The 19,999-nt window shown below is 72.3% G+C and carries 20 protein-coding genes and 1 tRNA gene; 7 read left to right on the top strand and 14 right to left on the bottom strand.

Going from position 1 to position 19,999, the window contains the following annotated elements; translation table 11 throughout:
• Positions 1-64: 64 nt before the first annotated feature.
• From HQQ85_RS16475 to HQQ85_RS16460, 4 genes are read right to left on the bottom strand one after another with little or no spacing between them, the layout of a single operon-like run.
• The gene (locus HQQ85_RS16475) at positions 65-1,123 is read right to left on the bottom strand and encodes a sulfate/molybdate ABC transporter ATP-binding protein (protein ID WP_173183581.1); all 1,059 of its coding nucleotides are present in this window, start codon (positions 1,121-1,123) and stop codon (positions 65-67) included.
• Positions 1,120-1,935 (bottom strand): ABC transporter permease, encoded by an 816-nt coding sequence (locus tag HQQ85_RS21145; protein ID WP_173183580.1) that lies wholly within the window; start codon positions 1,933-1,935, stop codon positions 1,120-1,122. Before HQQ85_RS21145 ends, HQQ85_RS16475 begins: the two co-directional genes overlap by 4 nt.
• 8 nt (positions 1,936-1,943) lie before the next feature.
• Positions 1,944-2,753 (bottom strand): molybdate ABC transporter substrate-binding protein, encoded by an 810-nt coding sequence (gene modA, locus HQQ85_RS21140; RefSeq protein WP_173183579.1) that lies wholly within the window; start codon positions 2,751-2,753, stop codon positions 1,944-1,946.
• Positions 2,753-3,157, bottom strand: coding sequence for a molybdopterin-binding protein (locus tag HQQ85_RS16460; protein ID WP_173183578.1), 405 nt, complete (start codon positions 3,155-3,157; stop codon positions 2,753-2,755). The genes modA and HQQ85_RS16460 overlap by 1 nt, the downstream gene beginning before the upstream one ends.
• 146 nt (positions 3,158-3,303) lie before the next feature.
• Here HQQ85_RS16460 and HQQ85_RS16455 point away from each other — a divergent pair, with 146 nt between their 5' ends.
• Positions 3,304-3,549: a hypothetical protein gene (locus HQQ85_RS16455; RefSeq protein ID WP_173183577.1), complete on the top strand. Its 246-nt coding sequence runs from the start codon at positions 3,304-3,306 to the stop codon at positions 3,547-3,549.
• Between the two features lie 78 nt (positions 3,550-3,627).
• Here HQQ85_RS16455 and HQQ85_RS16450 read toward each other — a convergent pair.
• The 5 genes from HQQ85_RS16450 to galU all read right to left on the bottom strand — a co-directional run bounded on the left by HQQ85_RS16450 (position 3,628) and on the right by galU (position 7,877).
• Positions 3,628-3,703: transfer RNA gene (locus HQQ85_RS16450), tRNA-Ala, on the bottom strand.
• 29 nt (positions 3,704-3,732) lie between these two features.
• Positions 3,733-5,103, bottom strand: a complete 1,371-nt coding sequence (locus tag HQQ85_RS16445) for an acyltransferase (RefSeq protein ID WP_173183576.1) — start codon at positions 5,101-5,103, stop codon at positions 3,733-3,735.
• A 50-nt stretch (positions 5,104-5,153) separates the two neighbouring features.
• The gene (locus HQQ85_RS16440; protein ID WP_173183575.1) at positions 5,154-6,164 is read right to left on the bottom strand and encodes a hypothetical protein; all 1,011 of its coding nucleotides are present in this window, start codon (positions 6,162-6,164) and stop codon (positions 5,154-5,156) included.
• A 137-nt stretch (positions 6,165-6,301) separates the two neighbouring features.
• Positions 6,302-6,955 (bottom strand): GNAT family N-acetyltransferase, encoded by a 654-nt coding sequence (locus HQQ85_RS16435; protein ID WP_173183574.1) that lies wholly within the window; start codon positions 6,953-6,955, stop codon positions 6,302-6,304.
• A gap of 31 nt (positions 6,956-6,986) precedes the next feature.
• Positions 6,987-7,877, bottom strand: a complete 891-nt coding sequence (gene galU, locus HQQ85_RS16430; protein ID WP_173183573.1) for a UTP--glucose-1-phosphate uridylyltransferase GalU — start codon at positions 7,875-7,877, stop codon at positions 6,987-6,989.
• A gap of 60 nt (positions 7,878-7,937) precedes the next feature.
• Between galU and HQQ85_RS16425 the strand changes: the two genes are divergently transcribed.
• The 3 genes from HQQ85_RS16425 to mscL are packed head-to-tail and all read left to right on the top strand — an operon-like array spanning position 7,938 to position 9,352.
• A complete protein-coding gene (locus HQQ85_RS16425) occupies positions 7,938-8,522 on the top strand; it encodes a 5-formyltetrahydrofolate cyclo-ligase (protein WP_173183572.1) in 585 nt (194 codons plus the stop codon).
• 31 nt (positions 8,523-8,553) lie between these two features.
• Positions 8,554-8,883 carry an FmdB family zinc ribbon protein gene (locus HQQ85_RS16420; RefSeq protein ID WP_173183571.1) on the top strand — a complete coding sequence of 110 codons (330 nt, stop codon included), beginning with the start codon at positions 8,554-8,556 and terminating at the stop codon, positions 8,881-8,883.
• Positions 8,884-8,893: 10 nt separating this feature from the next.
• Complete coding sequence (gene mscL, locus HQQ85_RS16415) at positions 8,894-9,352, top strand: large conductance mechanosensitive channel protein MscL (protein ID WP_173183570.1); 459 nt, start codon at positions 8,894-8,896, stop codon at positions 9,350-9,352.
• Here the strand turns inward: mscL and HQQ85_RS16410 are convergent, their stop codons facing one another.
• Together HQQ85_RS16410 and HQQ85_RS16405 are read right to left on the bottom strand one after the other, a co-directional pair.
• Positions 9,353-9,568, bottom strand: a complete 216-nt coding sequence (locus tag HQQ85_RS16410) for a hypothetical protein (RefSeq protein ID WP_173183569.1) — start codon at positions 9,566-9,568, stop codon at positions 9,353-9,355.
• A 47-nt stretch (positions 9,569-9,615) separates the two neighbouring features.
• On the bottom strand, positions 9,616-13,296 hold the full coding sequence (locus HQQ85_RS16405) for an AAA family ATPase (RefSeq protein WP_371741938.1): 3,681 nt from the start codon (positions 13,294-13,296) through the stop codon (positions 9,616-9,618).
• 206 nt (positions 13,297-13,502) lie between these two features.
• Between HQQ85_RS16405 and HQQ85_RS16400 the strand changes: the two genes are divergently transcribed.
• A complete protein-coding gene (locus HQQ85_RS16400; RefSeq protein WP_173183567.1) occupies positions 13,503-14,609 on the top strand; it encodes an LLM class flavin-dependent oxidoreductase in 1,107 nt (368 codons plus the stop codon).
• Positions 14,610-14,655: 46 nt separating this feature from the next.
• On the opposite strand, the gene HQQ85_RS16395 is transcribed toward HQQ85_RS16400, so the two are convergent.
• Positions 14,656-15,480: a 3-hydroxybutyrate dehydrogenase gene (locus HQQ85_RS16395; protein WP_173183566.1), complete on the bottom strand. Its 825-nt coding sequence runs from the start codon at positions 15,478-15,480 to the stop codon at positions 14,656-14,658.
• A complete protein-coding gene (locus HQQ85_RS16390; RefSeq protein WP_173183565.1) occupies positions 15,477-16,901 on the bottom strand; it encodes an MFS transporter in 1,425 nt (474 codons plus the stop codon). Before HQQ85_RS16390 ends, HQQ85_RS16395 begins: the two co-directional genes overlap by 4 nt.
• A gap of 61 nt (positions 16,902-16,962) precedes the next feature.
• Here HQQ85_RS16390 and HQQ85_RS16385 point away from each other — a divergent pair, with 61 nt between their 5' ends.
• Positions 16,963-17,937 carry a LysR family transcriptional regulator gene (locus HQQ85_RS16385; RefSeq protein ID WP_173183564.1) on the top strand — a complete coding sequence of 325 codons (975 nt, stop codon included), beginning with the start codon at positions 16,963-16,965 and terminating at the stop codon, positions 17,935-17,937.
• 38 nt (positions 17,938-17,975) lie between these two features.
• Positions 17,976-18,614 carry a TetR/AcrR family transcriptional regulator gene (locus HQQ85_RS16380; protein ID WP_173183563.1) on the top strand — a complete coding sequence of 213 codons (639 nt, stop codon included), beginning with the start codon at positions 17,976-17,978 and terminating at the stop codon, positions 18,612-18,614.
• Positions 18,615-18,656: 42 nt separating this feature from the next.
• Here HQQ85_RS16380 and HQQ85_RS16375 read toward each other — a convergent pair whose 3' ends face one another.
• The gene (locus tag HQQ85_RS16375) at positions 18,657-19,958 is read right to left on the bottom strand and encodes a GNAT family N-acetyltransferase (protein ID WP_173183562.1); all 1,302 of its coding nucleotides are present in this window, start codon (positions 19,956-19,958) and stop codon (positions 18,657-18,659) included.
• Between the last annotated feature and the right edge of the window lie 41 nt (positions 19,959-19,999).

Below are 19,999 nucleotides of genomic sequence, written 5' to 3'. Positions count from 1 at the left end.
TCCGAACGCGGGGTCGCCGGAGCGCCCGTTCACCCGATCGCCCCGGCGGACTGCCCCGGATGCGCTAGAGCGGGTAGGCCGTGGCGTCGTCGGCGGCGAACGAGAACCAGACGGTCGCCCCGGGCGCGAGGTCGAGCTCGGCCGCGGCGCGCGGCGAGAGGTCGGCGGCGAGCGCCCCGGCCCGCACCCGCACGGTGTCGCCGCGCGGCTCGACGTCGGTCACCCGCCCCGGCACGGTGGTGCGGCCGGATGCCCGGGGTGGCTGCTCCCGTGCGGCGGAGACCGCGGCGGGCCGCAGCGACACCGCCACCGCACCTCCGGGCCGCAGCCGCTCCACCGGGCGCACCGCCAGGCGATGTCCGTCGGAGGTGATCACCACCGCCGCCTCCTCGGCGATACCGGTGAGCAGATTCACCCCCGTGAGCCCGGCCGCGAACGGCGTTCGAGGCCGTTCCAGCACGGCGGCCGTCGGGCCGGAGTCGACCACTCGGCCGGCATCGAGCACGACGACCCGGTCGGCCAGTGTGAAGGCATCGAGCACGTCGTGGGTGACGATGATCGTGCTGCGCCCGGCGAGCACCGTCCGCAGGGTGCGCCGGAGCGCCGGTGCGACCGAGACGTCGAGGGCCGCCATGGGCTCGTCGAGGAGCAGCAGCGCCGGATCGGCCGCGAGGGCTCGGGCCACGGCGATGCGCTGCGCCTGGCCTCCCGAGAGCTGGGCGGGGCGGCGGTCGGCCAGCTCGGCGGCGTCGACGCGTTCCAGCCACAGGGCCGCGCGGGAGGCGGCCTCCGCGCGCGATCGCCCGCGGCTTCGCGGGCCGAACGCCACGTTGTCGCGGACGCTCAGGTGCGGGAAGAGCAGCGCGTCCTGGGCCAGCATCGAGACGCCACGGGCGTGCGGGGGCAGCCAGTGGCCGCGGCCGGTGCCGCCGACGTCGAAGAGTCGCCGGGCATCCAGTCGGGCGTGCCCGCGGTCGGGGCGGAGCAGTCCGGCGATGACGTCGAGCACGGTCGACTTGCCGGAGCCGTTCGGCCCGAGCACGGCGACGGTCTCTCCGGCAGCCACCTCGAGCGACACGGACACGTCGCGCTCGAGCACCGTCGCCTCCAGCTCGAAGCTCATCGCGGGCTCCGCCTCAGGCGGAGCCCGGCGGGCTCGCCGGCGCGATGCGCGACGGCCACGACGACCACGGCGACGACGACCAGCACGAGCGAGAGGGCGACCGCCGCATCCGGATCGGTCTCGCGCTGCAGGTAGATCTCGAGCGGCAGGGTGCGCGTGACGCCCTGCAGCGAGCCCGCGAAGGTGAGGGTGGCGCCGAACTCGCCGAGCGCCCGGGCGAACGAGAGCACCGCTCCCGAGACGAGGGCGGGCAGCACGAGCGGCAGCGTGATGCGCCGGAGCACCGTGGTGGGCCGCGCCCCGAGGGTCGCGCCGACCGCCTCGTAGCGGGTGCCGACCGTGCGGAGGGCCCCCTCGAGGCTGAGCACGAGGAACGGCAGCGCCACGAAGGTCTGGGCGAGCACGACCGCCGTGGTCGAGAACGCGATGGTCACGCCGAAGGCCTCGAAACCCTGCCCGAGCAGGCCCCGGCGGCCGAAGGTGTAGAGGAGCGCGATGCCGCCGACGACCGGCGGCAGCACGAGCGGCAGCAGAACCAGCGAGCGCAGCACCTTCTGCCCCCAGAACCGCGTGCGGGCGAGCACGACGGCCATCGGCACCCCGAGCAGCACGCAGAGCGCGGTCGAGGCGAGGGAGGTGCGGAGGCTCAGTCCGAGAGCGTCGAGCGAGGACTCCGAGATGATCAGCGGTACGAACTCCGCCCAGTTCACTCGCAGGAGCATCGCGACGAGTGGCAGCACCACGAAGGCCGCGCCGACCCCGGCGACGGCCGCGACCCAGCGCGGCACCCCGCCGTATGTGCTCCCGGACACCGGCCGGCCTAAGGCGTGCCGAAGCCGGCGGCGGTCAGCACGTCTCGGCCGGCGCTGCCGGTGACCAGCGCGACGAAGGCTTCGGCCACGGCCGGGTTCTGCGAGCCGGCCACCGGGGCGATGGGGTACGTGTTCACGGCCTCGTCCGCCTCGGCGATGGCGATGCCCTCGACCGCGTCGCCGGCGGCGACCACATCGGTGACGTAGACGAGCCCCGCGTCGGCCTCGCCGCTCGTGACTTTGCCGAGCACGTCGGTGACGGAGGACTCCTCGCTGACCGCGGGGATCGTCACGCCCGTGGCCGTCTCGAGGGTCGCGGCGGCGGCCCCGCAGGGCACCTGGGCGGCGCAGACCACGGTCGCGATGCCCGGGTCGGCGAGGTCGGCGAAGGCCGTGACGCCGCCCGGGTTGCCCGGGGGCACGGCGATCGTCAGCACGTTGGTGGCGAAGTCGACGGGCGCCTCGACGTCCACGAGCCCGGCATCGGTGAGCTTCGCCATGTTCTTCTCGTCGGCCGAGGCGAACACGTCGGCCGGCGCGCCCTCGGTGATCTGGGTCACGAGGTCGGAGGAGCCCGCGAACGAGAGCTCGACCGTGACTCCCGGATGCGCGGCCTCGAACTCGTCGGCCAGTTCGGTGAAGGTGGCCTTCAGGGAGGCCGCCGCGAACACGGTGATCGAGCCCTCGAGGGCGGTCTCCGTGCTGCTCGGGGCGGCGGAGGACACCGGGGCGTCGGCGGGCGGGGACGCCTGGCCCGCGCATCCGCTCAGGACGAGCACGGTGGCCGCGGCCAGCACGGCGGTCGTCGCGCGGCGCATCAGGCCCGCCCGCCGGGGGTCTCGATCATCACCGTCGTGGCCTTGACCACCGCGATCGCGATCGAGCCGGGCTCGAGACCGAGCTCGCGCACCGCCTCGCTGCTCATCAGCGAGACGATGCGGTGCGGGCCGCACTGCAGCTCGACCTGGGCCATCACGGTGTCGGAGACGACCTCGGTGACGACGCCGACCAGTCGGTTGCGCGCCGAGCGGCCGATCTCGGAGGGGTCGGCGGGCAGCACCGCGTTGCGCCGGGCGAGCTCGGCGACCGCGAGCGCGTCGACGACGCCGCGGCCGGCCTCGTCCTTGCCGCTTTCGAGCAGGCCGGTCTCGATCCAGCGGCGCACGGTGTCGTCGCTCACTCCGAGGAAGCTCGCGGCGTCTCGTATCCGTATCTGCGTCATGAAACCTATATTAGTGCCGGATCTGCGCCTCGGTGCTGGGAGTTCGGCCGCGACGCGACGGGGAGGAGAGGAAAGGGTGGCGTTTTCGGTGCCGGGGGTGGAGTGTGAGAGCATCCCTGCCCCGGGAATCCTCGAAAGGACGCACCATGGCCAAGAAAGAGATCGAGAAGGTCGGCTTCGACCCGATCGAGTTCGCCCACGGACTCGGCATCCAGAGCAAGCACGCGTACCTCGCAGGCTTCGCCTCGATCGTCGTGTCGCTGATCGCGTGGCTCGTGTCGCGCGGCAAGAAGACCGACGACAAGGCCCAGTCCGACCGCTGGGGCATCTTCATCGGCCACTGGGCCCCGACCTTCTTCGCGATCGGCCTCGCGCTGAAGACCGAGGAGTAGTCGACGCGGAATCGCGCACTGCAACGACGAAGGGCCCGCCTAGGCGGGCCCTTCGTTCGTTCCCGGGGGGAACGGATCTGGTGGAGCTAAGGGGATTCGAACCCCTGACCTTCTCATTGCGAACGAGACGCGCTACCAACTGCGCCATAGCCCCGCTGACGTCGAAACGACAACCCGGATATTCTACGACGAAAGCGGCGCCGATTGCGAACCGGGGCGGGCCGTCGGCGTGACCGCGGGCGTGCCCGAAGGCGGGGCGACCGCATCCCGCGCCCGCCAGCGCCCGAGCATCAGGATCGCCGCCGAGAGCAGCACCACCCCGATCAGCGCGGTGGGCAGGTCCATGAAGAACTCCATCACGAGGAACGGCGGCACGAACGCCAGCACCGTCGCCACCGCGACCACCGGCGTCGGCGGGGTCGGCCCCACCTCGCGCGGCGCCTCCCAGCGGCCCACGAGGAACGACAGGCCGAACACCGCGGCGAGCACCAGCACGAACATCACCGGCCGCGACCACCACCAGGCGGGGCTCGCCGGCTCGGGCGACGCCCCGGGAACCAGCAGCAGCGCCCCCGAGACCAGCAGGATCACGGGCAGGTGCCAGAGGTAGATCGTCATCAGCCGCGTGCCGACGAGGAACACCACGGCCCGGGCCGCGTGCGTGTTCATCAGGCGGGCGAGCGCGGGCTTCAGCAGCCTCAGGATGCACGCCTGCGCCACCGCGAGCGCCACCAGCGGCAGCGTGGGCGGGTTGAGGTTCGTCAGCATGTCGTCGGCGTACGGGCCCCAGACGGTGAGTGGCACGAGCGTGGCATAAGCGAGCACCGCGATGCCGACGAGCGTGTACCAGCGGCGGGCGGCGAACCAGCCGTCGGCGTAGAAGAAGCCGAGCTGCTGCACGAGCAACCAGACGAAGAACAGGTTGAGCAGGCCGATCTCGGTGATGCCCGTGGAGTAGCGGAGGGCGTCGATCGCGATCGCCCCGGCGAGCAGCACCAGGAGGGTGGCCCGCGGCGCCCGGGCGTGCCAGCCGGCCATCAGCGGCACGAGCGCCTGGCAGAGCGTGTAGGCGGCGAGGAACCACAGCGGCGACGCGGCGCCCGTGACCGCCACGTCGATCAGCGCGGGGTCGACGCCGAACAGGCGCGCTCCCCCGATCACGACCGCGTAGAAGACGAACAGGGGCAGGGCCGGCTGGGCGAGCCGCAGCACCCGGTTGCGCACGTAGCCCGCGGCCGTGCCGCCCCGGCGGGTGAGGCTGCGCCAGGCGGTGAGGGATGCGAATCCGCCCACCACGAAGAACAGGGGCATGATCTGGCCGGCCCAGGTGACGGGGGCGAACCACCACTGCTCCTCGAGGGGCCGCGAGACGATGATCGAGCCGTCGGGCCCGGCGCCCACGCCGACCATCAGCAGGTGGATCAGCACCACCAGCAGCACGCAGAACACGCGCGCGAGGTCGAGCGTCAGGTCTCGCTTCGACAGGTCGATGGCGGCGGCTCCCGAGGCCGACTGCGATCTCGAGGCGGGGGCGCGGACTCCGGCGTCACTCATGCCGCCATCCTAGGAGCGGAGCCCATCGCCGCCCGGGCATATGGGCCAGTTCAGCCCGCGCGACGCCGTGCCAGCACAGCGTCGATGTCGAGGTGGGCGTCGGTGTCGCCGTCGACGATGCCCATGCGGGCGAAGCGGGACGGCACGGCGGGCGCCACGGGCGCGGCCGGCGCGGCTGGTTCCACGACGGGCAGCGAAGCCACCGTCGCCGATTCGGCCTCGAGGCGCGCCCGCAGGGCGGCCTCGGCCGACGCTGCGGCCCGGCGCAGCGACTCGTGGTGGTCGGGTTCCGCGCGCTCCCGGGAGGCGCGGGCGGTGGCCTCGGCGAGCTCCGCGGTCTTCACCGTGTCGAGACGCTCGGGCACGTCGACCTCGGCCGGCTGGTCGAGACCGAGCGGCAGGGCCGTGCGCGAGAGGTACAGAGGCCGCGGAACGGCGACGGGCACCCAGCCCGAGGCGCGGTCGCCGGCCGAGCGGCCGTCGTCCTCCGCCTCCACCAGCGCGGGTGCGGCGGACGCGTCCTCGAACCCGTAGTCGACGAGCTCCGGCGAGGCCAGCGGCACCCCGTTCGGCGCGAGCGAGGCGGGCAGCCGCAGCCGGCGTCCGGCCCGCGCGAGCCGCACCAGCATCGCGATGCTGACGACCGACGCCAGCGCGCCGCCGATCAGGATGATCCACGCGCCGGTGTACACGGCTTGCATGCCGCCGAGCACGGCGACCGAGAGCGAGACGGCGAGCACCAGTGCGGTCACGGCGCGCGAGCGGCGCAGCCGGTCGGCGGTGCGCACGGCGCTCGGCACGGCCGAGAGCGAGTGCTGCTGCGCCCGGTGCTTCAGGATGCGCTCCTGCTCGGCGATCGACCGCGCACTCGCCTCGACCCGGATCTCCTCGGGCACCTCGGCGGTCTCGGCGAGGATGCGCAGGGTCTGCTGCAGCCGCACGGCGTTCCGCTCCGTGGCGAGGTACTGCCGCGAGCGGAACCAGGACGGCAGCAGGTACGCGAGCCACAGCACCGCCGCGAGGGCGATGATGAACCCTCCGCTGAGCCAGTCCGTCGTCATGGCTCTACGGTAGGGGCGCACGCCGCCCGCACCCCTCAACGCGGGACGTGTGTCGGGTGGGAATCGGCTCCGCGTGAGCCGACCGGCACCAGACGCGCGCGATCGGCGGCGTCAGTCCGCGTGCGCCGCCGTGGCCGTCAGGCCCGCGTGATCGGGATGGCCCGCTGCGCCGCGATGCGCTCGCTCTCGGGCACGACCCCGTCACCCACGGGCACCTCGCCCTCCTGCCACCGCCGCAGCACACCCACGGGCAGCTCCTCGCGCACCAGCGCGAAGCAGAAGTGGTCGCGCCAGTCGCCGTTGATGTGGATGTACCGACGCCGCAGCCCCTCGTACCGGAACCCCAGCTTCTCGACCACGCGCAGGCTCGGCGCGTTCTCGGGCCGGATGCAGATCTCGATACGGTGCAGCCCCACCGAGAAGAAGCAGTAGTCGCTCGCGAGCGCCGTGCTGATCGGCGTGATGTTCTTGCCCGCGAAGCGCTCCGACACCCAGTACCCGATCGAGGCCGAGGCCACCGAGCCGTAGGTGATCGACGAGACGTTCAGCTGCCCGGCGACCTCGCCGTCGTACTCGATCAGGAAGGGCAGGCCGAACCCCGCGCGCGCATTCGTCTGAAGAGAGCGGATGCTCGCGCGGGTGTCGAAGGACATCGGACCCTGCGGGTTGGTCGCCTCCCACGTGCGCAGCCACGACCGGTTCTCGATCAGCTCGCGCTCGAGGGTCTTGGCGTCCCGCACCCGGATGGGCCGGAGCGTTACGCGCCCCTCGGTCAGCGTGGGTACGAACATGGCTGGAACACTACCGCGCCCGGTGAGTCGTTCAGAGCCCGGACACGAACTCCTGCAGCCACGGCCGGAGGTCGGGACCGAGGTCGCTGCGGTCGCTCGCGAGCTGCACGATCGCCTTGATGTAGTCGAGCTTGTCGCCGGTGTCGTAGCGACGGCCGCCGAAGACGACGCCGTAGACGCCGCCCGCGATCGAGTCGTCGTCGGCGAGCGTGAGCAGAGCATCCGTCAGCTGGATCTCGCCGCCCTTGCCCGGAGGCGTGTTCTCGAGGATCTCGAAGACCTCGGGCTGCAGCACGTAGCGGCCGATGACCGCGAGGTTCGAGGGCGCGGTGCCCTCGTCGGGCTTCTCGACGAGACCGGTGACCTTCACCACGTCGTCCTCGTCGGTGGCCTCGACCGAGGCGACGCCGTAGAGGTGGGTCATCGAGGGGTCGACCTCCATCAGCGCGATGACGGTCGCCGAACGCTTGTCCTGCACCTCGAGCATCCGCTTCAGCAGCGGGTCGCGGGCGTCGATGATGTCGTCACCGAGCAGCACGGCGAACGGCTCGTGGCCGACGTGCATGCGCGAGCGCAGCACCGCGTGGCCCAGACCCAGCGGGTCGCCCTGGCGCACGTAGTGCATCTCGGCGAGGGCGGTGGACTCGTTGACCACCCGCAGCATCTCGCCCTTGCCCTTCTGCTCGAGCGTCGACTCGAGCTCGTAGACCCGGTCGAAGTGGTTCTCGATCGCGGCCTTGTTGCGGCCGGTGACCACGAGCACGTCGTTCAGGCCGGCGCTGACGGCCTCCTCCACGACGTACTGGATGGCCGGCTTGTCGACGACCGGCAGCATCTCCTTGGGCATCGCCTTGGTGGCGGGAAGGAAGCGCGTGCCGAGTCCGGCGGCCGGAATAACTGCTTTGGTCAGTGGTGTCCCCATGTCCGAGAGCATATCCAGGTTCGCGCATCCCACACTCCACGCGGCTCTAGAATCGATCTCATGGCCACCGATCGCAGCACCGACAAGCGGGCCCTCCGCGCCGAGCTGCGCGAGCGCCGGCGAACCCGCCCCGCCCATGTCGTCGACGCCGCCGAGCTGGGCTTCACCGAGAACCTCGTGAAGATCGCCACCGAGACGGATGCGCGGGTCATCTCCGCGTACCTCTCGACGTCGTTCGAGCCGAACACGCGCCCCTTCATCAACTGGGCGCTCGCCGACGGCCGCCGCGTGCTCCTGCCGATCGCCCGCCAGGACGGCCTGCTCGACTGGGCCGAGGCCGACGGCGAGACCGAGACCGAGGGGCTCTACGGCCTGCCCGAGCCGGCCGGTGGCATCCTCGGCCCGATCGCCATCAACGACGCCGACCTCATCGTCATCCCCGCCTCCGCCGTCGACGAACGGGGCACCCGCATGGGCTGGGGCCGCGGCTACTTCGATCGCACTCTCGGCTCCATGGAGAACTGCCCGCCGGTGTTCGCCGTCGTGTTCGACGACGAGATCCTCGACGAGGTGCCCCGCGAGGTGCACGACGCTCCCGTCGACGGAGCCGTCACCCCCACCCGCATCATCCGTTTCGCGCGCTGACCGCGCGAGAAGCCCGTTCCCGGAGGCTCCTGTGCCCACCTACTCCTACCGCTGCACCGAGTGCGACAACGCCTTCGACATCCAGCAGGCCTTCACCGACGACACGCTCACCGAGTGCCCCGTCTGCGGCGGCAAGCTGCGCAAGGTCTTCAGCCCCGTCGGCGTGACCTTCAACGGCTCGGGCTTCTACCGCACCGACTCGCGGGCGAAGACGTCCGATTCCACGCCGGGCTCGTCGTCGTCCTCATCCTCGTCGTCGTCGAAGTCCGAGGGCGGCAGCAGCGCTTCGAAGTCCGACTCGTCGGGCTCGAAGTCGACTCCCGCGGCCACGTCGACCCCCTCGAAGGCGGCCTCCTCCTAAGCTTGATCCCATGTTCAAGGGATTCAGGGAGTTCATCCTCCGCGGAAACGTCATCGACCTCGCGGTCGCCGTGGTCATCGGCGCCGCCTTCACCGCGGTCGTCAACTCGATCGTCGCGAACATCTTCAACCCGATCATCGGCGCCATCTTCAGCGCCGACAGCCTCGACAACGCGGCCATCGTCGGGATCGGCGACGCCCAGATCAAGTTCGGCGCCGTGCTGGGTGCGATCATCCAGTTCCTGATCGTCGCCGTGGTGGTCTACTTCGTCTTCGTCGTGCCGATCAACCACCTCAAGAAGGCCGCGTTCGCCATCAAGAACACCCCCGCCGAGTCGCTGGAGACGACGAACGAGGAGCTGCCGCCCACCGAGACGGAGCTGCTGATCGAGATCCGCGACCTGCTGGCGTCGCAGCGCGCCGACGCGGCGGCCGAGCCCCCGGCGACGGGTCACACACCGAAGCACTAGTCACCAGTGCGGTGGCACGTCCTGCTTGAGCCGCTCGTCGTTCGGCCCGGTTCCGGATGCGCCACCGCCGCCCGAGGGCGACGTGACGCCCCATGCCTGATCGGTGTCCTCCGCGGCCCGCACCGGCTCGCCGTCGGGGCCGGTCTGGGGCGTCGGGTCGCTCCCCGGCACGGCCGAGGTGGCCACGCGGCGGCGGCCCACCTTCTTGACGTCCATACCTCCAGGGTACGCGGCGCCGCCGGCAGCCCCGCCGGCGGCCCCGCTCAGACCGAGATCGGCGACGTCTCCACCAGCTGCAGCTCGCGAACCCCGATCACCGAGGCGATGCGGGCGGCCACGGCCTCCGGGTTCGTGAAGAGCTCGAAGGAGTGCACCCGCAGGTAGTGCCAGCCGAGACGGCGGAGCATGTCGGGCCGGAGGCGCAGGGACTCGCGGAGCGAGGTGGAGTGCACCACCGCATCCGTCTCGATCGCGATCGCGCGACCGTCGTGCGAGGCCACCAGCGTCAGCTTTCCGCGGTGCTCGAAGGCCACCTCGAGGCCGCGCGCGCCGAGTCGGCGGGCGAGGTCGATCAGCAGCGCGTCGCCGGGGCTCGAGAAGGTGTCGGGAGTCGGGCCGGTCTCGGCCTCCTGCAGGATCTGGCGCAACGCCACGACCCCGTAGTTCATCCGCTCCTCGTCGATGTCGGCGGGCATGAAGCAGCTCACGATGTCCATGGATCGACGGGCTCTCGTCATACCGACGGCGAGCAGACGCTCTCCCCCGGGACGGGCGAGCCCGCCGAAGTTGGTGAGCACGCGCCCGTGGGCGGTCTTGCCGTAGCCGACCGAGAAGATCACGCGGTCGCGGCTCTGGGCCACCGACTGCTCGAGCGTGGCGACCATGAACGGCTCGGCCCGCTCCTTCAGGATGAAGTCGGCCAGGTCGCTGCGCTTGGCGAACGCCGCCAGAACGGCCTGCTGCACGCGTACGGCGTGCTTCGGAGACGCCGTGATGACCATCAGCGACTCGCGCGGGTAGTTGATCGCGTGGTCGAGCACCAGCGAGACGACCTCGTCGACCTCGGCGTCGACGCTCTCGACGGCACCGGTCTCGGAGTCGGGCATGCCGCCGCGGCCCTCGACGTAGTGCAGCGCGAGACTGCCGTGGCCGAGGAAGGTGCCGGCCCAGGGCAGGGAGTCGATCTTGCCGCCGTAGAAGCGGTGGTTGACGAGCTCGGCGAGGTCTTCGCCGCCGGCACGGTAGCTGCGGGTGAGCGAGAGTGTCGGCACGAGGTCGGCCAGGCGGGCGAGTGCGGAGTCGGCGTGCAGCTCCTCGACCAGCTCGGCGTCGACCGCCGTGCGGGTTCGGGAGTCGTCGAAGGGCCGGATGGCGACCTCGAAGTGCGACGGCGTCTGGGTGACCGGATCGCCGAACGCGACGACCTGGCGGCCGCGGCGGATGGCGCCGACGTTCTCGGCGAGGGTGGTCGCCCCCGCGTCGACGAGCACGACGGTGTCGAAGGTGATCGCGTCGGTGATCTGCGGCACCTCGTAGGGCGAGGCGAGCCAGACCGGCGCGAGCACCTTGCCGAGGTGCGGAGCGGCCTCGTGCAGGCTCGCGGAGGTGACCTTGTCGGTGCGCAGCAGCTCCTTGAGCGCGCTCGCCTCGGCGGGGTGGTCGACGAGGCCGACGCTCCAGGTCTCGGCGAGCTGCCAGGAGAGCAGCTGCCCGTTCATCGAGGCGTGCGCCTCGTCGACGAGCCGGAAGTCGCCCTCGAGGCGGTCGAGCACGCCGGTGTTGGCGCCGAGCAGGGCGCGGTCGCCCTCGAGCATCAGCTCGAGCACCGACTGCCACCAGGCGAGCTCGAGCTCGTCGGGCACGGCCGACTCGGGCACGTGGCGGTTCGACAGGTCGACGAGCAGCGGATCGAGCGAGTGCTCGTGCAGCGAGTCGAGCAGGGCGGTGCGCTCCTGCAGGTTGGCGAGCACCTCGGAGTCGGCGGCCAGGCCCTCGACCATGCCGATCAGCTGGTCGATCGGCAGCGCACCGAGGTGCTGCGCGGTGCCGGAGCGGCCGAGCGGCAGGTCGAGCTGCGCCAGGTCTTCGGTGACGCGCTGGAACGCGACCTGCACGTCGTTGATGCCGACGGGGATCTCCGGCGGGATGCCCGCGGCGGCGTAGCGGTACCAGAGCGTGCGCTGCTGCTGGATGCGGCGCAGCGACTCGTTGATGTCGCCGATGTGCACGCCGGGGCGCACGTACTCGCGGGCGAGCGCCTTGAGGCGGCGACGCGAGGTCGACGACATCTGCGGGGCGTCGCGGCGCGGCGAGGTGGCGGCGATCAGGTCGGTGAGCGAGCGGTCGAAGACCACGGGCAGGAACTTGTCGAGCGTCTCGCGAAGGTCGGCGAGCAGGCGCAGGTAGGTGCCGAGCTCGTTCATCGAGGTGAACGGGCGCATGCGGGTCTGGCCGATCAGCTCGTAGGCCCCGGTGAGCAGCCGCGGCAGATCGGTGCGGTCGAGCCGCTTCGCGAGCTGGTGCGTGCGGTGGGCGTCGTCGCTCGAGGAGAACTGCGCGCCGTACCAGGGCGAGTCGTCGGGGCCGTAGCGGAACTGGCCGAGCTCGGCCGCCCGGCTGAGCGTCTTCGCGGCCTTGGCGCGGCCGGTCGCGAGCGACTCGAGGGCGGCGCGGTCGAGCCGGGCCGTCGTCGACGGCGGGTTCGGCAGCAGCGCCAGCCGGGCGAGCTCGCGCAGGGCGTCGAGCACCGAGACCTTGAGCGTCGGGTCGACGCGCGACATCGAGGAGCGGTAGTCGAGCAGCACACCGCGCAGGCGGACGAGGGCCTCGTCGATGTCGGCGACGCGGGGCTGCGACGCCTTCTCGTTGCGGCCGATCGACTGGATCAGGTCGCGGCGCAGGGTGCGGGGCGAGACGGCGACGCCGGGCAGGCCGACGTCGCTCAGCCGGCGGCCGATGCCGCTGAGGCTGAGGCGGCGGGGGCTGACGACGAGCACGCGCTTGTTCTGCGCGACGAGGGCGCCGATGGCGTTCACGATGGTCTGGGTGCCGCCGGTTCCCGGCAGCGTCTTGACCACGATGGAGTTGCCGCCCGAGATCTGGGCGATCACGTTCTCCTGCTCGCTGTCGGCGTCGAGCAGCAGGGTGTCGGTGCTGGGGGCCCGGTGGTCCTGCGGCGAGGGCTCCACGGGGTGGTAACCCTCCTGCACGGCCCGGCGGGAGCTGAAGTTGCCCGCGAGGGCGTCGAGCACCGGATGCGCGAGCTCGGTGCTGTCGGCCAGCATGGCGCTCGACACGTCGGCGAACGACGACACCACGAGTCGCGGCTGCACGGCGAACCAGGGCAGGTGGGAGGTGAGGCTGCGCAGCCGGTCGATCACGGGCTGCGGCTTGAACACGCCGCTGGACTGCGCCAGCGCCACGAGGCTCTCGCCGTCGAGCGTGATGCCGAACTGCTCCTGCAGCGCGCGCACCAGCACGGGGTTCACGAACGGCACCCCGCGGAGCTTCAGCTCGAAGTCGCGGCCGTAGCGGCGCACCGAGATGGGGCGGAGGAGGACGGGTGCGCGGAACTGCTGAGCTCCCGCGTCGCCGACGCCGGCCGGGCTGCCGTCGGGGTTCGGGGCGCGCCACTCGGCGAGGCCGATGGCGAGGTGCACGGAGTCGATGCCCCGCACCGAACGGAGCTCGACGCCCTTGTCGGTGATGGCACCCGCGGCGATGCGGGCGTTGCGGAGCGCGAGCTCGTCGCGGATGAGGCTCGACAGCAGCGTCGAGTTGCCCGTGATGAACTGCGCGAGACCACCGGGATGGGTGGTGCTCAGCTCGATCCGCGAGCGGGGAGTGTCGTCGAAGACGATCAGCGGCGACTCGCCGCCGAGCGCCGCGATCTCCGCACGCCACTGGTCACGGGCGGGTTCGACGAGACTCTCCGTCGTGAACACCTGTCCGATCGGGCCACCGGCAGCGGACTGCCCGTTGCGGCCCCAGGCCGACTCGGCAGAGTCGGGGGCAGACGTCGGATCGTCTGCTTCTCGTTTCTTATCGGCACGCCACACACCGCCACAGTACGTGCGACCTCCCGGAATATCGCGCAACCACAGGCGAGTTTCGGAATAAACGGGGGTACGGAGCCGCTGAGAACAGGGACATGACTGCTCTCTCGGTGCTCGATCTCATCCCCGTCCGCTCCGGCCAGACGACGGGAGACGCCGTCGCCGCGAGCCTCGCGCTCGCCCAGGCGGCCGACCGGCTCGGCTACACCCGCTACTGGATGGCCGAGCACCACAACATGCCCTCGGTCGCGTCGACCTCCCCGGCCACGCTGATCGCCCACTTCGCGGCCGGCACCGCGCGCATCCGTCTGGGCTCTGGCGGCGTCATGCTGCCGAACCACGCCGCCCTCACGGTGGCCGAGCAGTTCGCCCTGCTCGAGGCCATCCACCCGGGCCGCATCGACCTCGGTCTCGGCCGCGCGCCGGGCTCCGACCCCGTCACCGCGTATATGCTGCGCGGCCAGCGCTCGACGACCGACACCGATCCGGCCGCGTCGTTCCCCACCGACGTCGAGGCGGTGGCCGCACTGCTGGGCTCCGACCGCGCGGCCGATCTGCCCTTCGGCGACGAGCAGCCCGGTGTCGGCCTGACGGTCGGCGGCCGCTCCTACGAGCTGAAGGCCACGCCCCGCAGCACCTCGGCGCCCGAGCTCTGGCTGCTCGGCTCCAGCGACTACAGCGCCGCCCTCGCCGCGAAGCTCGGCACCGCCTACGTGTTCGCTAACCACTTCGGTCAGCCCGGCATCGACCGCGCCCTGGCGCTCTACCGGGACGGCTTCCAGCCCTCGGAGGCCCTCGCGGCGCCGAAGACGCTGCTGACCGTCAACATCTCGGTGGCGGCCACGGCCGAGGAGGCACGCCGCCGCGCCCTGCCGCAGCTGATCGCCATGGCTCGCCTGCGTACCGGCGGAGTCCTCGGGCCCCAGCTCACTGTCGAGGAGGCCGAGGCCACCGCCCTCAGCCCGATGGAGGAGCAGTCGGTGCTCGAGCAGGAGCGGCACTGGCTGATCGGCACGGCCGACGAGGTCGAGGCGCGTATCCGCTCGCTGACCGAGCGCCACGGCGTCGACGAGGTCATGGTCTCCCCCGTGGCCGGGTCGCTCGCGGCCGACGGGCCGCGCGAGACGCCCGCCCGCGTCGAGGCGCTCCAGCTGCTCGCGACCCGCTTCCCCGAGCTGTCGCAGGTGCTGCAGCCCGCCTGAGCCGCCGCGCCGATCCGGTGGCCGGGCCCGACGGCTCCGGCGTGGCTCAGTGCGCCGACCAGCCGCCGTCGAGCAGGTAGCTCGAGCCCGTGGCCATGGCCGCGTCGTCCGAGGCGAGCCACGCCACCAGCGAGGCGACCTCGTGCGGCTCGACCAGGCGCTTGATCGCGGCGTCGGCGAGCAGGATGCGCTCCAGCACCTCCTCGACCGAGACGCCGTGCGCCTCGGCCTGCTGCGCCAGCTGCCGCTCCACGAGCGGCGTGCGCACGTAGCCGGGGTTGACGCAGACGCTCGTCACCCCGTGCGGTGCCGCCTCGAGGGCGGTCGCCTTCGAGAAGCCCTCGAGGCCGTGCTTCGCGGTGACGTAGGCGCTCTTGAACGCGGAGGCCCGCACGCCGTGCACCGACGAGACGTTGATGATCCGGCCGAAGCCGCGCGAGTACATGCCGGGCAGGGCCGCCCGCACGAGCAGGAACGGCGCCTCGAGCATGATCGACAGGATGCGCCGGAACTCGGCCGGGTCGAAGTCCTCGATCGGGCTGATGTGCTGCACCCCGGCGTTGTTCACGAGGATGTCGACGTCGCCGAGCATCCCCGCGAGCCGCTCGTCGGTCAGCCGGGCGGTGTCTCCGAGGTCGACGGCCCAGGCCCGGGTGCCCGGCCCGGAGGGGCCGGCCCGGAGCTCGTCGGCGAGCGCCTCGGCGCGGGCTCCGTCGAGATCGGCGAGCACGAGCTCGGCGCCGCGGGAGGCCAGCTCCCGCGCGACCGCGGCGCCGATGCCGCCGGCCGCGCCGGTGACCAGGGCGCGGCGGCCCGCGAGCGGGAGCCGCGCATCCGGGATCACGGCCCAGGGCACCTGCTGCAGCGTCATGCCCGCACCGTGCCCGACTCAGCGGCCACGCGGGCCGCGTCGGCGGCGTCGACCGCGCGGAGGGAGATGCCGCGGGTCTCGCGGAGGGTGAGCACCGTGACGGCGGTGATCGCGCAGGCGATCAGCACGTACAGGGCCACCGGGATCCAGGAGGAGTACTGCTGCAGCAGCGCCGAGGCGATGATCGGGGCGAGCGAGCCCGCGACCACCGACGTCACCTGGTAGCCGAGCGAGACACCGGAGTAGCGCATCCGGGTCGGGAACATCTCGGCCATGATGGCGGGCTGACCCGCGTACATCAGGGCGTGAAAGCAGAGGCCGATGGTCACCGCGGCGACGATCAGCACCGGGTTCAGCGTGTCGAAGAGCGGGAAGGCGAAGAAGGCCCAGGTGGCCCCGAGCACGGCTCCGGCGAGGTAGACGGGCTTCCGGCCGATGCGGTCGGCCAGCCGGCCCGCCTGCGGGATGACCGCGAAGTGCACGGCGTGGGCGATCAGCAGCGCGAGCAGCAGCTGGCTCGTGTTGTACTCGTGCACGGTGACGAGGTAGACGATCGAGAAGCTGACGATGATGTAGTACAGGATGTTCTCGGCCAGCCGGAGGCCCATCGCGCTCAGCACACCGCGCGGGTAGCGGCGCACGACCTCGAAGACGCCGACGCGCACGGCCTTGGACGCCTCCGCCTCGGCGCGAGCCTCGATGAAGATGGGCGCCTCGTTCACGTGGGTGCGGATGTAGTAGCCGACGAGCACGATCAGCGCCGAGATCCAGAACGCCACGCGCCAGCCCCAGCCGAGGAACTGCTCGGCCGGCAGCACGGCCGACATCGTCAGCAGCACGAGGGTGGCGAGCAGGTTGCCCACCGGCACCGCCGCCTGCGGCCAGCTGGCCCAGAAGGCGCGCGAGCGGTCGGGGCTCTGCTCGGCGACCAGGAGCACCGCGCCGCCCCACTCGCCGCCGAGGGCGAAGCCCTGGATGAAGCGCAGCACCACGAGGAGCGCCGGCGCCCAGTAGCCGATGCTGTCGAAGCCCGGCAGGCAGCCGATCAGGAAGGTGGCGGCGCCGATCATGATGATCGTGACCTGCAGGGTGTGCTTGCGACCGAGCCGGTCGCCGATCTGGCCGAACACGATGCCGCCGAGCGGGCGGGCGATGAAGCCGACCGCGTAGGTGAGGAAGGCGGCGATGATGCCGTCGAGCCGGGTGCCGGCGTTGGGGAAGAACACGGTGCCGAAGACGAGGCTCGCGGCCGTGGCGTAGAGGAAGAACTCGTACCACTCCACGACGGTGCCGACCATCGAGGCGGCGACCACCTTCTTCAGGCCCCTCGGCGCGGCTCCCCCGCCTGCTGCGCTGCCGCCGGCCTCGTTCCGGGCCCCTGCGGTGCCGGGTTCGACCCGGACTCGATCGTTGACGCTCATGCTGTCTCCTCGGTGTCGTCGTTGACAGCACCGAGTATTCGTGCACATCCGCGGGCAGGCAATGAGCAATACGGCGCATCCGCTGTGCATAATTGCAGACATGTCACCGGAGACAGGGCCCGACCCGCAGGATCTGCTCGTCCTGCTCGCCGTCTCGCGCACGGGCCGCTTCACCTCGGCCGGAGCCTCGCTCGGGCTGAACCACACCACGGTGGCCCGCCGCATCGGCGCCCTCGAGCGGTCACTCGGCGGTCGGGTGCTCTCGCGCGCGGCCGGCGGATGGGAGCCCACCGAGCTCGGGCACCGCGCACTTCGGGCGGCGGCGGGCGTCGAGGAGGCCCTGGCGCAGCTGGGCCCCGACGAGGCGGATGCGCGGATCACCGGCGTCGTGCGGATGTCGGCGACCGACGGGTTCAGCGCCTTCGTCGCGGCTCCGGCGGTCGCGCGGCTGCAGCGCGAGCATCCGCTGCTGCGCGTGGAGCTGGTGTCGGTGACCCGGCGGGCGCTGCAGCACCGCTCGGGGCTCGACGTGGAGGTCGTGGTGGGGCGGCCGGAGGTGCACCGGGCGGAGGCGATCCTGCTGGGACGGTACGTGCTCGGCATGTACGCGTCGCGGGAGTACCTCACCGCGCACGGGGCGCCGGCGGCCGTTGACGAGCTGGGCGCGCATCCGCTCGTCTACTTCATCGACTCGATGCTGCAGGTCGACGACCTGGATGCTCCGCGGCGGCTGGTGCCCGGCATGCGCGACTCGCTCAGCTCGACCAACGTGTTCGTGCACGTCGAGGCGACCCGGGCCGGTGCCGGCATCGGCTTCCTGCCGTGCTTCATGGCCGACCGGCACCCCGACCTGGTGCGGCTGCTGCCCGAGGAGATCGCCGAGACGCTCTCGTACTGGATGGTCGTGCGTCCCGAGTCGCTCGCGCAGCCCGCCGTGGCGGCCGTCGTCGACGCCCTCCGCCGCCAGGCCGCGGCGCTGCAGCCGGCCCTCCTCGGAGAGCCGCCCGCAGCGTCCGCCCCGTCATCTGCCGACTGATCGGCCGGGGAGAACGAGTGTTCCGTTAGGATTGCGGCGTGTCCACCGCTCTCGACGTCGATCCCGCCCCGGCCCCCGCCGGGCGCGTGTCGGTGGCGCGGGAGCGGCTGGTGGCGGTGGCGTCCGAGCTGTTCTACCGGGAGGGCATCCACCGGGTCGGCATGGACCGGGTGCTCGCCGAGGCGAACGTCACGCGCGCCACGATGTACCGCCACTTCACCGGCAAGGAGGCGCTCGTCGCCGCCTACCTCGAGCGGGAGGACGCCGGGGTGCGCGGGCTGTTCGCCGCCGTCGCGATCACCGCGGGCGACGACCCGCGGCGGCTCGTCGAGCTGCTGATCGAGGCGATCGCCGACGACGTGGCCGAGCGGCACGACCGCGGCTGCCCGTTCATCAACGCGGCGGCCGAGTTCCCGGATGCGGCGAGCCCGATCCGCGCGATCGTCACCCGGCACCGCGCCTGGTTCCGCGCCACGGTGCGGGCGGCGCTGGTGGCGGCGCACGCCGGCGACGAGGGCGCGAAGCAGGCGGCCGATGGCGAGGGCTTCGACGCCGACGAGGCCGCCGCCACGCTCGTGCTGCTGCGTGACGCCGCGCTCGTCGGCGCCTACCTCGACGGCTTCGAGCTCGTGCGCCCCGCCTTCGTCAGCCGCGCCCGCGCCGCCGCCGGCCTCTGACGCGAGCCGGCGCCGCCCGGCCCCGACCGGCGCCGCCGCGCGTCAGAAGTGCGTGATGCCGTACACCGGCGCCACGGGAGCGAGCAGCGCGCGCAGCCGCTGCACACCGCCCGGCGCGCGCTCCGAGAGCCGTCCGGCCGCCGCGAGCACCCGCGGGTCGACCCCGCCGAGGTAGAGCGAGCCGAGCGCCGCCGCGTCGACGACGGCGTCGGGCGTCATGCTGTCCGAGCGGTCCACGCGCTCCACCGAGCCCACGCCGCCGGTGACCCGCAGGCGGAAGACGCCCGCGGCGTAGCCGAGCGGATCCGTCACGTCCAGCACCGCCTCGCCGTCGTTCGCGTAGCCGCGGGCCGCGAAGGCGCGCTCGACGTCGAGCACCCGCAGCCACAGCCAGTCCTCGACGAACGTCGTCTTCACCAGGCGCGAGTCGGTGAGGGCGAAGGGCAGCGGGTCGTCCATCGGCGCGAACTCCCACTCGATGCGCTCGACCAGGTCGACCGCGCCCAGGAAGTCCCAGAGGCCGAGGTAGGCCTCGTCGTCGGCGGCCACCAGATCGACGATTCCGAGCGTGTAGGGCTCCTTCTCCCAGCCCTGGAACCGGTAGGCCACGTAGCCGTCGACCGCACCCGACTGGTCGTAATGCACCGCCGCGTGCACGGCGTCGTCGGGCTCGCCCTTGTCGTCGGCGAGCCCCGTCGCGCGGTCCCAGTACTTGGCGTGCCGGTCGATCGACCCCGGGTGCCCGGCGTGGAACCGCGCGAAGACCTCGGGCCCGATGGTGCGCAACGAGGCGGCCTCGATCAGCTCGCATCGGCCTCGGGGCTCGGCGACCATCCGGAACCGGCTGTCGGTCGTGACCGTGACGTGCCGCACCCAGCTGGCCTCGCCGAAGCCGAAGCGGCGGTAGATGCCCGCCTCCGAGGCGGTGAGCCCGGCCAGGGCGTAGCCGTCGTCGACGGCCTGCTCGAGGTCGGCGGTCATCATGGCGCGGAGGAGTCCCCGGCGACGGTGGGTCGGCCGCACGGTGACGTTCGAGACGAGGTGCACGTCGAGGGGCTCGGCGCCGCCCGTGTTCAGGGTGCTCGGGAACCAGGCGAAGGTGGCGACGGGCACCTCGACGCCGAGCGCGCCGGCCGGAGCGGTGCGGGCGTAGACGCCGGTGAGCCGGCGGCCGTCGGCGGTGAGGCGCTCCACCGAGCGGGCGAGCACCTTCTCGCTCTTGCGCGGATCGTGGAAGCCACGGGTCTCGGCCTGCAGCCAGGCGGCCGACGCGGGGTCGGGGGTGCCGTCCTCCGCCACGGCGGCAGGGAACGTGCGGAAGTCGTACTCGTCATGCGAAGCCATCCCCCCAGGCTATTCGCTCGCCTCCGTCGGTGCGCCCGGGC

Origin of the sequence: Herbiconiux sp. VKM Ac-2851, from assembly GCF_013205105.1 — a bacterium.
In the GTDB taxonomy this organism is placed as follows: Bacteria; Actinomycetota; Actinomycetes; order Actinomycetales; family Microbacteriaceae; genus Herbiconiux; species Herbiconiux flava.
Note: the sequence above shows the minus strand (reverse complement) of the source record. Positions and strands in the feature narration are given on the sequence as shown.

Bases quoted from the DNA above. Each gene is read 5' to 3' on its own strand.
- HQQ85_RS16475 (WP_173183581.1), bottom strand. From the start codon at position 1,123: ATGAGCTTCGAGCTGGAGGCGACGGTGCTCGAGCGCGACGTGTCCGTG.
- modA (WP_173183579.1), bottom strand. From the start codon at position 2,753: ATGCGCCGCGCGACGACCGCCGTGCTGGCCGCGGCCACCGTGCTCGTC.
- HQQ85_RS16460 (WP_173183578.1), bottom strand. From the start codon at position 3,157: ATGACGCAGATACGGATACGAGACGCCGCGAGCTTCCTCGGAGTGAGC.
- HQQ85_RS16455 (WP_173183577.1), top strand. From the start codon at position 3,304: ATGGCCAAGAAAGAGATCGAGAAGGTCGGCTTCGACCCGATCGAGTTC.
- HQQ85_RS16445 (WP_173183576.1), bottom strand. From the start codon at position 5,103: ATGAGTGACGCCGGAGTCCGCGCCCCCGCCTCGAGATCGCAGTCGGCC.
- HQQ85_RS16440 (WP_173183575.1), bottom strand. From the start codon at position 6,164: ATGACGACGGACTGGCTCAGCGGAGGGTTCATCATCGCCCTCGCGGCG.
- HQQ85_RS16435 (WP_173183574.1), bottom strand. From the start codon at position 6,955: ATGTTCGTACCCACGCTGACCGAGGGGCGCGTAACGCTCCGGCCCATC.
- galU (WP_173183573.1), bottom strand. From the start codon at position 7,877: ATGGGGACACCACTGACCAAAGCAGTTATTCCGGCCGCCGGACTCGGC.
- HQQ85_RS16425 (WP_173183572.1), top strand. From the start codon at position 7,938: ATGGCCACCGATCGCAGCACCGACAAGCGGGCCCTCCGCGCCGAGCTG.
- mscL (WP_173183570.1), top strand. From the start codon at position 8,894: ATGTTCAAGGGATTCAGGGAGTTCATCCTCCGCGGAAACGTCATCGAC.
- HQQ85_RS16410 (WP_173183569.1), bottom strand. From the start codon at position 9,568: ATGGACGTCAAGAAGGTGGGCCGCCGCCGCGTGGCCACCTCGGCCGTG.
- HQQ85_RS16400 (WP_173183567.1), top strand. From the start codon at position 13,503: ATGACTGCTCTCTCGGTGCTCGATCTCATCCCCGTCCGCTCCGGCCAG.
- HQQ85_RS16395 (WP_173183566.1), bottom strand. From the start codon at position 15,480: ATGACGCTGCAGCAGGTGCCCTGGGCCGTGATCCCGGATGCGCGGCTC.
- HQQ85_RS16390 (WP_173183565.1), bottom strand. From the start codon at position 16,901: ATGAGCGTCAACGATCGAGTCCGGGTCGAACCCGGCACCGCAGGGGCC.
- HQQ85_RS16385 (WP_173183564.1), top strand. From the start codon at position 16,963: ATGAGCAATACGGCGCATCCGCTGTGCATAATTGCAGACATGTCACCG.
- HQQ85_RS16375 (WP_173183562.1), bottom strand. From the start codon at position 19,958: ATGGCTTCGCATGACGAGTACGACTTCCGCACGTTCCCTGCCGCCGTG.